We start from the raw sequence: 15,750 nt of genomic DNA on the forward strand, positions 1-15,750 counted from the left end.
AGAATGAACTTCGACTCACGCCCCTGTGACGTTCCGGCAATTGATCGCCTGCGAGAAGGGTCAGCCGCGCAGGTCGGGCGGCGTCCCTTCGGCGACGAGGCTTTCCAGCGCGGTGTCCAGCGCCGCCGATTCAGATCCCTGCCGGTCGAGCCGGCGGATCGAGACGGTCCGCTCGGCCACCTCCTTCATGCCCACGGCCATGATGACCGGGACCTTCTGCAAGGAATGCTCGCGGACCTTGTAGTTGATCTTCTCGTTGCGGATGTCCGCCTCGGCCCGGATGCCGGCGGCGGTCAGCGCGGCCACGACCTCGCGCACGTAGTCGTCGGCGTCCGACACGATCGAGGCCACGACCACCTGCCGGGGCGCGAGCCACAGGGGCAGCTTGCCCGCGTAGTTCTCGATCAGCATGCCGATGAAGCGCTCGAAGCTGCCCAGCACGGCGCGGTGCAGCATGACGGGGCGGTGCTTCTGCCCGTCCTCGCCCACGTATTCGGCATCCAGCCGTTCTGGCAGGTTCGGGTCAACCTGCAGCGTGCCGCATTGCCACTGGCGGCCGATGGCGTCGGTCAGGGTGAATTCCAGCTTGGGGCCGTAGAAGGCGCCCTCGCCCTCCTGCACCTCGAAGTCATAGCCGGCCGCGCGGCAGGCGTTGCCCAGCGCGGCCTCGACCCGGTCCCAGCTTTCGTCCGAGCCGATGCGCTTTTCGGGACGGGTGGACAGCTTCACCGTCCAGTTGTCGAAGCCGAGGTCGGCGTAGATCCGGGCCAGGAACTCGATGAACTTCCTCGTTTCCGGCTCGATCTGGCTTTCCGTGCAGAAGATGTGGGCGTCGTCCTGGGTGAAGCCGCGCACGCGCATGATGCCGTGCAGCGCGCCCGAGGGCTCGTAGCGGTTGCAGGACCCGAACTCGGCCATCCGCAGCGGCAGGTCGCGGTAGGACTTCAGGCCCACGTTGAAGATCTGCACGTGGCAGGGGCAGTTCATGGGCTTGAGCGCGTTGACCGTCTTTTCGCGCGCATGTTCCTCGTCCACTTCGACGATGAACATGTTTTCCTGGTAGTTCTGCCAGTGGCCCGAGGCTTCCCACAGCTTGCGGTTTACGACCTGGGGCGTGTTCACCTCTACATAGCCGCCGCGCTTCTGCTGGCGGCGCATGTAGTCCTGCAGCGTCGTGTAGATGGTCCAGCCGTTCGGGTGCCAGAACACCTGTCCCGGCGCTTCCTCCTGCATGTGGAACAGGTCCATCTCGCGGCCGAGCTTGCGGTGGTCGCGCTTAGCGGCCTCCTCAAGCATGGTCATGTGGGCCTTGAGCTCGTCGCGGTTGCGGAAGGCCACGCCGTAGATGCGCTGCAGCATCGGGCGGGTGTTGTCGCCCAGCCAGTAGGCGCCGGCGACATGCGTCAGCTTGAAGGCATCGGCCGGAAGCTGGCCCGTGTGCTGCAGGTGCGGGCCGCGGCAAAGGTCCTGCCAGTCGCCGTGCCAGTACATCCGCACGTCCTCGCCCTCGGGGATGCGGTGGATCAGCTCGACCTTGAAGGGCTCGCCCGCGGCTTCGTAATGGGCGATGGCGCGGGCGCGGTCCCAGACCTCGGTGCGGACGGGATCGCGGGCGGCGATGATCTGCTTCATCCGCGCCTCGATGGCGCCGAGGTCGTCGGGGGTGAAGGGTTCCTCGCGGTCGAAGTCGTAGAACCAGCCGTAGTCGCGCACCGGGCCAATCGTGACCTTGACGTCGGGCCACAGCTCCTGCACGGCGCGGGCCATGACATGGGCGAGGTCGTGGCGGATCAGTTCAAGCGCGGGGGCCGCGTCCTTCATCGTGTTGATGGCGATGCTGCCGTTTTCCGTAAGCGGCCAGGCGAGGTCGATGTGACGGCCGTCGAGCGTGGCGCTGATCGCGTTCTTGGCGAGGCTGGGCGCGATGGAGGCGGCGACCTGCGCGGCCGTAGTCCCGGCGGGATAGTCGCGGACGCTGCCATCGGGGAAGGTGAGGAAAATCTGGGACATCGCGTCCTCCCAATCGGTTTGGCGCCCACGGAACGCCCGGTTGCGGGTTATGTGGGGGACCCTGTGGCGCGGGAGGGCGGCAGTGTCAATGCGGCGCTTGGGGACGCGGCCGGACCGGGGCGTTCACACCCCCATCATCGTATACGACGATCGCGTAGGATATTCGGGCAAAAGAGAAGGAGGGGCGCGATGTTTCACCGGACCGCATCTGGGCGGCAACTGGCTTTTGAGCGGCTGGAAGGGCAGGGACCGGGCGTCGTGTTCCTGCACGGCTTCAAGTCGGACATGGGCGGGACCAAGGCCGTCGATCTGGAAGCGTGGTGCCGCGAGCAGGGGCGGGCGATGCTGCGGTTCGACCTGTCGGGGCATGGCGGCAGCGGGGGGCGCGTCGAGGAGTTCGGCATCGCCGACTGGCTGGAGGACGCGCACGACGTGATCGACGCACTCGCGCCGGGACCCCAGGTGCTGGTGGGGTCCTCGCTGGGCGGGTGGCTGGCGCTGCTGCTGGCGCGCGCGCGGCCGGAACGCTGGGCGGGGCTGGTGACGATCGCCGCCGCGCCGGATTTCACCGCGCGGATGCAGGCGGAGTTCTCGGACGAGGACCGGGCGGCGCTGGCGCGCGACGGGCGGATCGCGCGGCCCAGCGACTATGGCGAGGATTACGTCTTTTCGCGGCGCTTGTTCGATCAGGGGGCCGGGAACAGCGTCTTCGGCCAGCCGCTGCGGCTGCCGATGCCGGTCCGCTTCCTGCAGGGAACGGCGGACGCCGATGTGCCGATGGACGATGCGCTGCGGCTGCTGTCCCATGCCGAGGGACCGGACATCCGCCTGGCGCTGGTGAAGGATGCCGACCACCGCTTCAGCGGGCCGCGCGAGTTGCGGATGATCCGCGAGGCCGTGGCGGAGATCGCAGGCTGAACGACGACGCCCGGCCAACGGGGCCGGGCGTCGCGCTGCGTCAGAAGCTGACGGTGAAATGGTCGCCCGTGTCGGGCTTGGCGCCGGTGATCTTGGACTTGGCGATCTCGTAGAAGAAGCCGATGCGGCCGGCGGTGGTCCAGACCTCGGCCTCGGACATGGTGAACTTGAGCAGCCGGACGTCCGGGTCGCGCTCGTCGTTGCCGAACCAGCTCGAGGCGACGGCGTTCCACACCTCGTCCAGCTTGGCCTTGTCGTTCGACAGTTCCAGCTTGCCCTCGATGCGGGCGTAAAGCTGGCCGTCGCCGTCGCCCACCGCATGCACGGCCTTCTTCGCGCCGCCTTCCACGGATTCCACCAGGTCGGTGCCGGCGGCGGTGATGAACCACAGCGTGGCGGTTTCCGGCTCGGCGTAATGCGACATGGGCACCAGCCTCCAGTCGGGCTCGGCCCCCAGCATCCCGGCGTTGATGCCTTCGAGGCGCTTCCAGAAGGTGTCGCGGTTGTCGGTCATGGGTCCTCCTATGCGCCCCCGTGGCGCGGACGGTCGCAGGCGCAACCCCCGCCGCGCCGGGCCGGTTCCGCGCATGAAAAAGGCCCCGGGAAGCCGGGGCCTTTGAAGCGGGTCGTCGTGTCAGACCGCGATCTTGCTGTCCTCTTCCCCCGGGTCGGGGCGGGTGTCGCCCGGGCCGGCCATGCCGCGCAGACGCTTGGGCCGGCTGCTCTGCTCGGGGCGCTGCGAATGCTCGTCCATGAAGTCCAGCACCAGCGGGCGGATGTTGATACGCCAGCTCTTGCCCGCGAAGATGCCGTAATGCCCGGCGCCGGGTTCCAGGTGCTGGACCTTCTTTTCCTCGGGGACGCCCGTGCACAGCTTCAGCGCCGCCACGCATTGCCCCGGCGCCGAGATGTCGTCGTTGGCGCCCTCGACGGTCATGACCGCGACATCCCTGATCCTGCCGATGTCCACGGGACGGCCGTCCACCGTGAAGCGGTTGCCCGCGATCTCGCATTTCTTGAAGATGCGCTCGACCGTGGACAGGTAGAACTCGGCCGTCATGTCCATGACCGCGAGATATTCGTCGTAGAACTTGTTGTGCTTGTCGCCTTCCGAGCCTTCGCCCTTGGCCTCGGCGACGATCTTGTCGCGGAAGGCGCGGGCATGGGTTTCTGCGTTCATGGCAATGAACGAGGTCAGCTGCGCCAGCCCCGGATAGACCATCCGGCCGACGCCGCGGTATTTGAAGCCGACCTGCTGGATGAACAGGTGCTCAAGCTCTCCCATCGTCATGCGGTTGCCGAAGTCGGTCACCTCGGTGGCCGCCGCGTCCGGATCGATGGGGCCGCCGATCAGCGTCAGGGTGCGGGGCTGGGCACTCGGCTCGTCCTCGGCCAGCATGGCGGTCGCCACCAGCGCCAGGGGGGCGGGCTGGCAGACCGCGACCACATGCAGGTCGGGGCCGAGGTGCTTCATGAAATCGACAAGATAACGGGTGTAATCCTCGACATCGAACTTGCCCTCGCTGACGGGGATGTCGCGCGCATTGTGCCAGTCCGTCACCCAGACGTCGCAATCGGGCAGCAAGGAGGTGACCGTTGAACGCAACAGGGTGGCGTAATGGCCGGACATGGGCGCGACCAGCAGGACGCGGCGGGCCATCGGCTCGCGCCGGGCGACGCGGAAATGGACCAGGCTGCCGAAGGGGCGGCGGACCACCGGCTCGACATAGACCAGGTGGTCCTGGCCGTCGGTGCTGGGGATCGGCGGGATCTCCCAGTCGGGCTTGATGATCATGCGGGCAAAGCTGCGCTCGGTCACCCGGCCCCAGGCGCTCATGACCTTGAAGAAGGGCGACGGGATCATCGCGAACAACGGATAGGAGGCCATGGCCCGCGCCGAGGCGCCCATCCATTCGTTCGTGTTGCGCAGCGTTTCCATTGCGTCATAGGACAGCATGCCCCGTGCGCCCTTATAGACCATTGCAACGAACTCCCCGGAATATTCCTGTCGCGTAAAGGCGGGTTTGCGATCAGCGTCAAGCTGGTCTTTAATGCAGTTCGGGGTAGCGAGGATCCAATGTCATGGCCAAAAAACGCCAGGGTGACCTGACTGAAAAAGCCGCGCGAATGGCGGCTTCCGATGTTGTGCAGCCGGAACAGCAACTTGATGCTGCAATCGCAGAAACTCTTGGTCCGGCGGTGATGGCCGCGGGCCACGGAGAGATGCTGCTGGCCGACGAGATCATGGGCCCGGATTCGGATGCACCCTTGTCCGCGGCCGACACGATTCTGGCCGAGGCCGCGGTGTCCGCCCCTGGCGAGGTGAGCGGCGAGGGCGAAAAGCCCGTCCTTGCGGATGCGGGCGGGCCTCCCGCCGAATCGCCGCCGGCGCCGGAGCCTGCCTCCTCTGCGGACAGCCAGCCGGCCGCGGCGTCTGACGAACAGGGTGAGAGCCCTGCCGTCGAGGGCGCCTCCGCCGAAGACCCGCCCGGCGAGGTCCCCGAGGAGGAGTTGAACCCGCTTGAAAGCCTGGGGGTGATCTCGGCCGAGGAGCTTGCCGATGCAGTGAACGAGGCCGAAGCCGCGACCGAGGCTTCCGCCGAGCCGGTCACCGTGACCGACGAGGGAATTGCCGCAGCGCCCGCGGCCGATCCCGGGGCGCAGGCTGTCCCCCCGGCGGCCCAGGGGCAGGCGCCCGACGCCGCCCTGCACCAGAACCCCCTGACCGCGCCGGGCCTGACCGAGAAGCTGGCCGAGAACATCGCCCGGATCGAAACCCTCAGCCAGCGCCTGCTGCGCGCCGTCGCGGGCAAGCCGATGCGGGCCGCCTCGATCGAGGGGCCGGGCCCCGAGCTTTACGGCTCGGTCGCGCAGGCCTGGGTGAAGCTGGCGACCGAGCAGCCCGCGCGCCTGATCGAGCAGCAGGTCCGCTATTGGGGCGACACGCTGCGCCATGTGGCCGAGGCGCAGGGCGCGTTCCTTCACGGCTTCCAAGCGCCCAGCGGCGCCGACACCTCGGACCGCCGCTTCAAGAACCCCTTGTGGCACACGAACCCGTTCTACAGCTTCGTGATGCGCCAGTACCAGATCAACGCCGAGGCGATCCGCAAGGCTGCCGCCGACCTGCAGATCGACAACGAGGTCGAGCGCCGCCGCGTGGACTGGTTCACCCGCCAGATGATCGACATGCTGGCGCCGACCAACTTCCTGGCGACGAACCCCGACGCGCTGGTCAAGGCGCTGGAGACCGAGGGCGACAGCCTCGTGCGCGGGCTGGAGAACCTTGTCCGCGACATCGAGGAAAGCGGCGGCGAGATGATCGTCTCGCTGGCCGACCGCAACGCCTTCCGCGTGGGCGAGAACATCGGCACGACGCCGGGCGAGGTCGTCCATCGCGACCGCATGTTCGAACTGATCCAGTACAAGCCGCTGACCGACCAGGTCCACAAGGCGCCGCTGATCGTCTTCCCGCCCTGGATCAACAAGTACTACATCATGGACCTCAAGCCGCAGAACAGCCTGCTGCGGTGGCTGATCGAACAGGGCCACACCCTGTTCGTCGTGTCCTGGAAGAACCCCGACGAAAGCTTCGCCGACGTGGCGATGGACGACTATGTCGCCGCATACCTCGAGGCGATGGACAGGGCGCTTGAACTGACGGGCGAGCGGCAGCTGAACGCCGTCGGATACTGCATCGGCGGCACCACCCTGACCGCCACGCTGGGCGTGCTGAAGCAGCGCGGCGAGGACCGGGTGAAGTCGGCCACCTTCCTGACCACGCTGACCGACTTCTCGGACCAGGGAGAGTTCACGACCTTCCTGCAGGACGATTTCGTCGGCGGAATCGAGGACGAGGTTGCCCGCACCGGCTATCTTTCGGCCAAGCTGATGCAGCGGACCTTCAGCTTCCTGCGGGCCAACGACCTGATCTGGGGACCGGCGATCCGCAGCTACATGCTGGGCGAAACGCCGCCCGCCTTCGACCTGCTGTTCTGGAACGGCGACGGCACGAACCTGCCGGGCCGGATGGTCACGCAATACCTGCGCAAGCTCTGTCAGGCGAATGCAATGGCGCGCGAGGGCTTCGAGATCCTCGGTCATCGCGTCCACCTGTCCGATGTGACCCTGCCTGTCTGCGCCATCGCCTGCGAAAGCGACCACATCGCGCCCTGGCACCACAGCTGGAAGGGCGTGGCCCAGATGGCATCCCCTGACCGGACCTTTATCCTGTCGGAATCCGGGCATATCGCCGGGATCATCAATCCCCCCGGCAAGGTGAAATACGGGCATTACGTCTCGCATGCCGATTTCACGGGCGCGCCCGAGGACTGGCGCGGCCATGCGCGGCATCACGAGGGAAGCTGGTGGCCGCGCTGGGCTGAGTGGCTGGCGCAGCATTCGGGACCCATGGTTCCGGCGCGCGAGCCCCAGCTGTCGCTCGCGCCTGCGCCCGGCACCTATGTCCACGAGACGGCATGATCTTCGCGGCGCGCCCTTCGGGTCGCGCCGCTTCTCATTCTGCCTGCCGTATCGACAGGAACAGGGGTCCGGCAGGCGGAAGGCGCGGAAAGCCGCGCGTCCATGCTGCAATGCAGCATAAGGCCCTTGATATGCTGCAGTGCAGCATCTACTCTACTGCCACTTCCACCCTCTATCTGACCGTTCCCTAGGAGAGCTCCGATGGCCAAGACCCCCGACTTCACCAAGCCGTTCCAGGACATGATGGCGAACTTCCCCGTCGACACCTCGTCGATGACCGACGCCTTCCGCAGCCAGGCACAGCTGAGCGAGAAGATGACCCGCGTGGCCCTGCAGGCCGCCGAGCGTTCGACCGAGATCTCGGCCGCCTGGGCCAAGGACACGCTGGCCCGCATGGGCGAGCTGACCACCTCGAAGGACCAGCCGACGGACTACGCCAAGGCAATGTCGGACTTCGCGTCGGCCGCGGCCGAACTGGCCGCCGAGCACATGGCCGCCTATGCCGAGGTCGCCAAGAAGGTCCAGATGGACACCGTCGACCTGCTGCTGAACGCCGGCAAGGAAGCCCAGGCCGATGCGCAGCGCATGGCCCAGACCGCGACCACCAACATCCAGAACGTCGCCCGCCAGGCGCAGGACGCCGTGAACCCGGGCAACAAGGACAAGGACAAGGCCTGATCCAGGCCGGGGGGCCAGGTCCGTCCCGGCCCCTTGTCCCTGACCACGATGCGGAACGCGCGCCCCGCGACGGGCGCGCGTTTTTGTTTTGCAATCGCGGCGGCCCCATCCCATCATTGCTGCAGATGCATCAAAGCGAAGCCGCCATGCCCGCCGAAGCCGCCAAGTCGAAGCCTGAACCGCTGCTGATCAAGCGCTATGCCAGCCGGCGGCTCTACAACACCGAGACCAGCGACTACGTCACCCTGGAAGAGATCGCGCAGGTGATCCGCGATGGCCGCGAGGTGCGGATCGTGGACCTGCGGTCGGGCGACGACCTGACGCGCCAGTACCTTCTGCAGATCATCGCCGAGCATGAAAGCCGGGGCGAAAGCGTCCTGCCGGTGGACCTCCTGACCGACCTGGTGCGCAGCTACACCGCGCAGGCGCAGTCCGTGGTGCCGCAGTTCCTGGCCGCCAGCTTCGAGATGCTGCGCCACGGCCAGTCCAAGATGATGGAGCAGCTGACCGCGCTGCAGCACCCCATGGCCTCGATGCCCGGGTTCTCGGAAATGCAGCGCCAGCAGCAGCTGTTCCTGAAGGCGATGATGGGCGGCTGGGCCGGCAGCAGCGGCCCTGCGCGCGACGAGGACGAGAACGCCCCGCCGCCCGAGCCCACCCCCTTGCGCGCGAAGTCCCGCCCCGTGCGGCCCGCGGCCGATGAGGCCGAGGACATCCGCCGCCAGCTGGCCGAATTGCAGGCGCGCATTTCCAAGCTCTGACTTGCAGGGCGCGTCGTGGCGGGCTAAACCCCCGCCACGGACGGTTGGCCGAGTGGTCGAAGGCGCACGCCTGGAAAGTGTGTAGGCGGGGAACCGTCTCGAGGGTTCGAATCCCTCACCGTCCGCCATGCATCTTCGCCCCGATCGAATGCCTGGTGCGGTTCGCGCCAGACCGCTGTTTCGCCCGCTGACCCGAAGGCGCTCGGGTCCCGCCACGTGCAATGCGTGTCTGACGGCCCGAGGTGAGCCTGCGGGAGCAGGCTGTCAGGCGGATGCGAATCCCATCCGCTGACCGAGGGTTGCGCCGACCTCAAGAGGCGCAGAGCTGACGCCCTCAGCCAAGGCCGGAACAACCGCCCGCGCAGGCGCAGCATCGCCGTCATCCGGAGAGGCTGCAAGAAGAAGGCAGCGCCGGCTCGCACATCCCGGGCGGCCATTTCCGCTTGGGCAAGCCGTATATGTCTGAGCGTGGCGTATCGACAGAATGGCTGCGGAATGATACGTTTCGGGACACAGGATTATGCTTCCCTTTGGCGGCGCCAGACCAATCAGGCGGTAAGGGCGATGCGGCTGATCTGCCCACTGAACGTTGCCCTGGTCATTTTCGCATCCACGGGACCGGCGCCTGCGCAGATCGGCGGGCAGGCGCCGCCGCAGCTTTTCTCGGTCACGACCAGCGGTCCCGCAGCGGTGGCGGGCAGGGCGGACCTGAGGTTCGAGGGCATCGCCTTTCCGGTCGGCTCCGACACGCTTCTGACCTCGGCGTCCGCAATCGGCAACCCGGCCCAGTTCAGGCCCCTGGTGCAGTTCGCCCAGGGCAGCGTCCCCGACCGCTCCATCGCGCTTGCCGAGCGGGCGGGGGGCGCGCAGAGCTTCACCGCGACTGCGGTTCCGTCGTCCGGACCCGCCCCCGCCGTCGCCTTGCTGCGGAATGAACAGCAACCGGCCCTGAACCCTCTGCGACTGAGCGCCTGCGGCACCGGTTCTGCGCAGCTTCGCCTGCTGGCAGGGACGGACATCGCGGTCGCGCCAGTCCTGAGCGGCGGGGTGGTGACGCATTTCCGGCTGATGCAGCAGGTGACCTGGGACGCCGCGCGCGCGCTCGGTGCGCCGGCTCTGGACGGCGAGGGTCGTGTCGTGGGCCTGCTGACGGATGCAACCGCCGACGGGCAGCAGGTCGCCATCACGCCCATCGCGGCGATCACGCAACTGCTGCCGCGCGACACGCCCATCGCCTGCGACCCCAGGGTGAACACGCGCGATCTGGCCAACCTGCTGGAGACGACCGACGAGCTTCTGGAAAGGGTCAGGATCGTCGAGGAGCGGCTTGAGGCCCAGTCCGTGCAGATCGAGGACACCGGCCGGGCCGTGAACGTCGTGATAAGCGGCCTGGCCGATGTCGCGGACGTTCTTCCGACCTTGGCCGCGGCGCGGGCGAACCAGCAGGACATCGGCCCGATCCTTGAAACCCTCAGCGAGAAGCTGAAGCCCGCGCAACCTCTGGTCAGGACCGTCACCAGCATCTCGACCATCCTGCAGCGTCCGACCTGGACGACCAAGGCCAAGATCGCCGACAGGTCGCTGACGCTGACCTTCACCTATCGGATGCAGCTTCCCGGGCGCGCGTTCAGTCCCACGCTGCGGCTTTGCACCCGCGTCGTCGCGCCCTACCAGGGCAACCGCGAGTCCGACCAGTATTTCCGCACGCCCAATTTCTACGCCGCGGCCGTCAGGACCGACCCCGGCCGGCTGGTGCGCTGCAAGGAGGTCATCGTCAACGTGCCGGATCGCGACAGCCCGTCGGAATGGGGCGAATACCGCGCCGAACTGTATCTCAGCGACTTCGAGTACGATTTCCGGCAATATACGGAAGGCAGGAACTGGATCGATCCCGATTACGAATGGAACCGGATCATCTTCATCGCGCTGGTCAAGCCCGGCGCTGACGCGCAGGGGCAGGGAGGTGGCGCGGACCTGCAGGGGGGCACGGTGGTCCAGCGCGCGCTGATCCGCCTTCCGGACATCGGCGACAGCGTCGCGACGGCGCTGCCGGTCGAGTGCCGGGCCTTCGACAGCGATCAGGAGGTGATCGACTTCCTGGCCGAGAGGCGGCCCCCCGTGTCCCCTTCCGATCTTTCCAACACCGGCTTCGATGACGTCTCGGGCCTGGAACTCGATCCAGCCAACGCGAGTGATGAATGCGTGCTTTCCTCTGCGCCGTGATGGCTTTGGCGACGGCGGCACGGGCAGAGGTGCCCGTGTCCTCGGGCGACACGCCCGGCTTCGACATCATCTACAACGTCCCCCCGGTCCAGAGCATCGCGCTGGACGTGCCCGCGGGCCGGCTGTTCGCAGCCGTGGCGCCCGCCGACGGGGCGCCCGACGGGGGATCGAGCATCGTGGAATGGCACATGCTGCCACTCCGGCGGGCGGCGCTGTGGCGGACCGAGACCATCCTGAGCGACATCGAGCTGAGCCCCGACGGCCTTGTCTACGGGGCAGGTCAGCGCAGCGCGCCGCCCGGCGGCTATGCCAGCGGCGCCTCGCGCAGCGGCATGGTCATCACCGTCGATCCCGCCCGGCCCGAGAATGGGCCCGCCGTCTTTGTCAGCTTTCCCGACAATGTCCGCGTGGATTTCTCGCGCTACAACCAGGCCGCGCATGATGGCGGCAGCCGCATCTTCGTGACCACCCCGACGCAGTTCACCGTCACCGCCTATCCCGAGCAGTTCGATCAGGGCGAGACGCCGCTCGAACTCAGGCTGAGATGCGGTGTCCCGGCGCAGTTCAGCCTGTTCGGCCCGGCCGACCGGCTGGGCTATGTCGCTTCCACGGCGGACGGGGCCATGCTGGAAGCTGGCCTCGTGCAGCCCGGGGCGGTCAAGGCACCCCCCGGGGAATGTTTCCGGGTGGCGAATGTCTTCGGCTATAAGAAAGAGCCGCCCACGCTGAACAGCGTCGTTCATGCCGTGCTGCGGGATCCTTCCGGTGGCGTGGATGCCGTGCTCGCGCTCGAGCCGAACACCGGCACCCTTCACGCCCTGGGACTGGACAGCGAGGCGCAGCAGCTTTCGCGCACCGACTGGGTCGATCTGGAGGGCGGCGCACCCGGAGCCTTCGCGTTTCTCGCCGCAAGCCGCGACGGGTCGGTCATCTTCGTGGGCGGCCCGGCGCAGGAGAACATCCTGCGGTTCCAGCGGAAGGGCGGCAGCCTCGTTCCCACGGGCATCCTGCGCACCGGCACCGGCCTGCGGCAGATCGAGATCAGTCCCGACGGCACCCTCGCCGCCCTGGTCATGCGCGGTGCGGACAACCTCGACCGCATCCACCTGATCCACTCTCCGGGGGCCTTGGAAGAGGGCAGCGCGAGCCTTCCGTTCGGCGGGGACACCCTGCGCCTGATCCAGTCCGAACTGAACGGCGCAGGCTTCGACGTGGGGCCCGCGGATGGCATCCTGGGGCCGCGCACCGCGTCGGCCATCAGCCGGGCGGGGGTGGAAGATATCAGTATCGAATCGGGCGGAATTGACCTAAAATCAATCATCGAGGGGGTATTTCTGACGCCCCCTGAATAGGGAATGATCTACTGGGTTGGAGGCTCACATGATCACATTCCTGATCACCGTTTTCCTTGGACTTCCGACCGTGACCACGACCGGTTGCCCCATTCTCCAGCCAAATGGAAATGTCTGCTGCATTCTGCCGTCAGGGCAGCAATGCTGCTCTCCCACTTCCGACATGAACGGTCGCCCGACCGGTTGCAATTGCTACTGAACCGACTTCGCCCAGACCCCTGCTGAGCGACCGCCATACGGTCCGCCCGATGTTCGATGCAGGTGATATCGTGCCGAGTTGCCTTCACGTGTCATCCGGGGCTTTGCCCTTTCGGCCGTGCGCCTGTCCCGCGGCTTTCTCCATCCCGCTCCCGCGGCCTGCCGCAAGGACTCTTGCCGCAGGTCATTCCGCTGCGCCGTCCCTCGCCGCGCTACCGCTGTGGCCCGGGGGCCGGGCGGTGCCGTCACATGGTTTTTCCCGATGGGGGGTTTCAGATGTTCCGCACCGTCGCATTCGTCGCTGTCCTCGCCCTGAGCGCCCTTTGCCGAAGCGGGGCGGCAGCGCAGGATTTCTTTGCCGAGGACGAGATCCTCAGGGTCTCGCCCCGCGCCTCGGCGCCGCTGGTCCAGGCTCTTGTCGACAACCAGGCGATGCTGGCGGCGCGTGACATCGACACGCGCCTGCGGGTGTCGCATTTCCTTGCCCAGATCATGACCGAAACCGGCGGATTGCGGCGGCTGGACGAGAACATGAACTATTCCGCCACGCGCCTGACCCAGGTCTTCAGCCGCCGCGTGGTGACGCCGGCGAAGGCCGCCGCGCTGGCGGGCCAGCCCGAGGCCATCGCCAACTGGATATATCGCAACCGGCTGGGCAACGGCGGTCCCGAAACCGGCGACGGCTGGGCCTATCGCGGGTCGGGCTACATCCAGCTGACCGGCCGGACCAACTATCGCCTGCGCGGCGAAGAGATCGGCCTGCCGCTGGAAGGGCAGCCCGACCTGGCGCGCCAGCCGGGGCCCGGCCTGGAAGCCGCCGCCGCCTACTGGGCGGCGCGCAGGATCAACGTGCCGGCCGATCTCAACGACCGGCGGGGCATCAGGCGGCTGGTGAACGGTCCCAGGATGGAGGGGCTGGATCAGGCGATCCTGTGGCACAACCGCATCTGGTCCGGCATCTACCGCGACCGCGATCCCTTCCCCAACGAGGCAGCGGCGATCGAGACCGCCCAGATCGAGGACGAACTGGACGCCCGGATGGCGCTGGACCGCATCCTTGTCGAGGAAGGCTTCGCCGAATCCGGCGCGCTTGAATCCGGGGGCGAGGAGGCGGCCGCGCAGGCGCTGCGGGAGTATCAGGAAAGCCGGGGCCTTGAACCCACGGGTGTGCTGGACGACGACACCTTCTACGCCATCACCGATCCGGCCGAATGGCGCAACGCCGAGGACACCGAGATGGCGGCGGCCGCGCCCTTCGACGGCGATGCCGACCAGGGGGTGAGGCATGATCTGGCGGGGGCTGCGGCGGTCCCCGCGGCGCTTGACCCGAACACCGGCAGCGGCGAGGCCGAGGCCGTGGCCCTTGACGTCGACGAGGCGACGGCCTTCGCCGCGGCCGGCGGAACCTATTCCGCCTACGAGGAGGCCGAGGGGCGGCGCGAGGGGGGCAACTTCATTCCCTTCACCGTGATCGGGAACGACGACCGCGCGGCCGTGCTGGATACGACCGCCTTCCCGTCCCGCGCCATCGTCCAGATCCTGTTCCGCAAGCGCGAAGGGTTGGGCCAGAACCTCTGCACCGGCGCCATGATCGCGCCCGACATGGTGCTGACGGCCGGTCACTGCGTCCATGGCGGCACCACGATGGGGAGCTGGTATGCCGATTTCGAGATCTTCCCCGGCCGCAACACCGGCTCCAAGCCCTTCGGCGACTGCAAGGCCACGCGGCTTTACGCGCTGCGGGGATGGACCTCGGCCCTTTTCGTGGCCGACTCGCGGCTTTACGATCTGGGCGCGATCCGGCTGGACTGCGACATCGGCCTGCGGACCGGGTGGTTCGGGGTGGCGCCGCTGCCGGACACGGCCTCCGGCCAGCCCTCGACGGTGCAGGGCTATGCCGCCGACAAGGAACCGGGGGGGCGGCAATGGGTCAGCCTCGACAGGTTCCGCGTGATCGAGTCGCAGAAGGCCTTCTACGAGAACGACACCTTCGGCGGGACAAGCGGCTCGCCCGTCGTCACCGGCCAGGATCCCCGCATCACCTGCGTGCATACCAACGGGCTGCATGGATCGGGCAACTGGTCCCGGTTCAATGCCTGCACGCGCATCACCCCCCAGCGCCTCGCGACCATCGCGGGCTGGCTTGAGGAGGCGTCGCCATGAGGCCGCTGTCGGTCGCCGCAGCCTTGGCCCTGCTGTTGCCCTCGGCCGCAGCGGGGGACGAGTTGGACCCCACCATCGTCCATATCGAATGTTCCGAACCCGGGGGCACCCCGCGCAAGGGAACCGGCGTCGTCATCTCGCAGAACGGCATGGTCCTTACGGCAAAGCACGTCGTGCTGGGGACATCGCCGACCAGGAGGGACGACACCAGTTGCTCGGGCAGCCTAGGCCATGCGCTTGCGGGGAAAAGCGGGATGTCGTTCCAGACGGTCAGTACCGCCTATGACGCGGCGCTGCTGAAATATCCCGGGCTCGTCGATGCGCCGCATGTGCAGTTCTGCCAGGTCGAGCCGCGCCACAAGCGCGCCGAGGTGATCGCCTCGGGCTTTCCCCTTCTCAGCGCCACCGGCCAGCCGTCCGAGCGCAAGGGGATCCTGGCCACGATCGAACCTGACGGAAAGGGCCTGCTGGAAAGCGACGCCGCGACCACCAGCGGGATGAGCGGCGGGCGCGTGACGTTCACCGAGAACGGCACCCTTGTCGGCATCGTCTCGGGCGTCTCGCCCGACCCCGCGACGGGATATCCCAACGCCTATGCCGTCCTTGCGGCCAGCCGCCTCGCGCCCGAGTTCGGCCAGTTCGGTCTGGCCTCAGATCCCGCGCTCTGCGGCGCGAGACAGCGCATTGTGCCCACGGTGGTCGACTCGGCCGCCCCGTGGGTTGCGGGTGACGACCCGCTGCCGCTGGGGATGAAGGCGGGCGAGGGCTTCTGCTACCTGGTCCGTGTCTGGGGCGAGTTCGACGACATCGCCGACGCGGTCGAGATCGCACTGCAGGACGGGGAATACGTGCTGCAGGGCAAGAACGCGTCAAGCCCCGGCGACCATGGCGCCGTCGCCGAATGCGTCCGCTTCTGACCGGCTGATCGCCCCCCACCCGTCGCGTCGGGGCGTGTCGACGAAAGCAGC

At 67.6% G+C, this 15,750-nt stretch carries 11 protein-coding genes and 1 tRNA gene; 9 read left to right on the plus strand and 3 right to left on the minus strand.

Going from position 1 to position 15,750, the window contains the following annotated elements; all coding sequences use genetic code 11:
* Nucleotides 1-60: 60 nt before the first annotated feature.
* Complete coding sequence (thrS, locus tag CK240_RS04190; RefSeq protein ID WP_095639066.1) at nucleotides 61-2,010, minus strand: threonine--tRNA ligase; 1,950 nt, start codon at nucleotides 2,008-2,010, stop codon at nucleotides 61-63.
* Between the two features lie 189 nt (nucleotides 2,011-2,199).
* On the opposite strand from thrS, the gene CK240_RS04195 reads away from it, so the two are divergent.
* The gene (locus CK240_RS04195) at nucleotides 2,200-2,928 is read left to right on the plus strand and encodes an alpha/beta fold hydrolase (RefSeq protein WP_095639067.1); all 729 of its coding nucleotides are present in this window, start codon (nucleotides 2,200-2,202) and stop codon (nucleotides 2,926-2,928) included.
* 40 nt (nucleotides 2,929-2,968) lie between these two features.
* Here CK240_RS04195 and CK240_RS04200 read toward each other — a convergent pair whose 3' ends face one another.
* Nucleotides 2,969-3,442 (minus strand): pyridoxamine 5'-phosphate oxidase family protein, encoded by a 474-nt coding sequence (locus CK240_RS04200; protein WP_095639068.1) that lies wholly within the window; start codon nucleotides 3,440-3,442, stop codon nucleotides 2,969-2,971.
* Between the two features lie 120 nt (nucleotides 3,443-3,562).
* Entirely contained in the window at nucleotides 3,563-4,909 is a 1,347-nt protein-coding gene (gene phaZ, locus CK240_RS04205) for a polyhydroxyalkanoate depolymerase (protein ID WP_095639069.1), read from the minus strand.
* Between the two features lie 221 nt (nucleotides 4,910-5,130).
* Between phaZ and phaC the strand changes: the two genes are divergently transcribed.
* The 8 genes from phaC (at nucleotide 5,131) to CK240_RS04245 (ending at nucleotide 15,699) form a co-directional block, all read left to right on the plus strand.
* Nucleotides 5,131-7,407 (plus strand): class I poly(R)-hydroxyalkanoic acid synthase, encoded by a 2,277-nt coding sequence (gene phaC, locus CK240_RS04210; protein ID WP_338048845.1) that lies wholly within the window; start codon nucleotides 5,131-5,133, stop codon nucleotides 7,405-7,407.
* Nucleotides 7,408-7,608: 201 nt separating this feature from the next.
* The gene (locus CK240_RS04215) at nucleotides 7,609-8,085 is read left to right on the plus strand and encodes a Phasin (protein WP_095639070.1); all 477 of its coding nucleotides are present in this window, start codon (nucleotides 7,609-7,611) and stop codon (nucleotides 8,083-8,085) included.
* A gap of 125 nt (nucleotides 8,086-8,210) precedes the next feature.
* Nucleotides 8,211-8,846, plus strand: coding sequence for a polyhydroxyalkanoate synthesis repressor PhaR (phaR, locus tag CK240_RS04220; RefSeq protein ID WP_240517275.1), 636 nt, complete (start codon nucleotides 8,211-8,213; stop codon nucleotides 8,844-8,846).
* Nucleotides 8,847-8,884: 38 nt separating this feature from the next.
* Nucleotides 8,885-8,974 (plus strand) — tRNA-Ser (locus CK240_RS04225).
* A gap of 436 nt (nucleotides 8,975-9,410) precedes the next feature.
* Entirely contained in the window at nucleotides 9,411-11,069 is a 1,659-nt protein-coding gene (locus CK240_RS04230; protein WP_095639072.1) for a hypothetical protein, read from the plus strand.
* Nucleotides 11,069-12,421: a peptidoglycan-binding domain-containing protein gene (locus CK240_RS04235; protein WP_095639073.1), complete on the plus strand. Its 1,353-nt coding sequence runs from the start codon at nucleotides 11,069-11,071 to the stop codon at nucleotides 12,419-12,421. The genes CK240_RS04230 and CK240_RS04235 overlap by 1 nt, the downstream gene beginning before the upstream one ends.
* A 474-nt stretch (nucleotides 12,422-12,895) precedes the next feature.
* Complete coding sequence (locus CK240_RS04240) at nucleotides 12,896-14,782, plus strand: trypsin-like serine protease (RefSeq protein WP_095639074.1); 1,887 nt, start codon at nucleotides 12,896-12,898, stop codon at nucleotides 14,780-14,782.
* Entirely contained in the window at nucleotides 14,779-15,699 is a 921-nt protein-coding gene (locus CK240_RS04245; RefSeq protein WP_095639075.1) for a S1 family peptidase, read from the plus strand. Before CK240_RS04240 ends, CK240_RS04245 begins: the two co-directional genes overlap by 4 nt.
* Nucleotides 15,700-15,750 lie beyond the last annotated feature (51 nt).

It is taken from the genome of Paracoccus salipaludis (assembly GCF_002287065.1).
GTDB lineage: Bacteria > Pseudomonadota > Alphaproteobacteria > Rhodobacterales > Rhodobacteraceae > Paracoccus > Paracoccus salipaludis.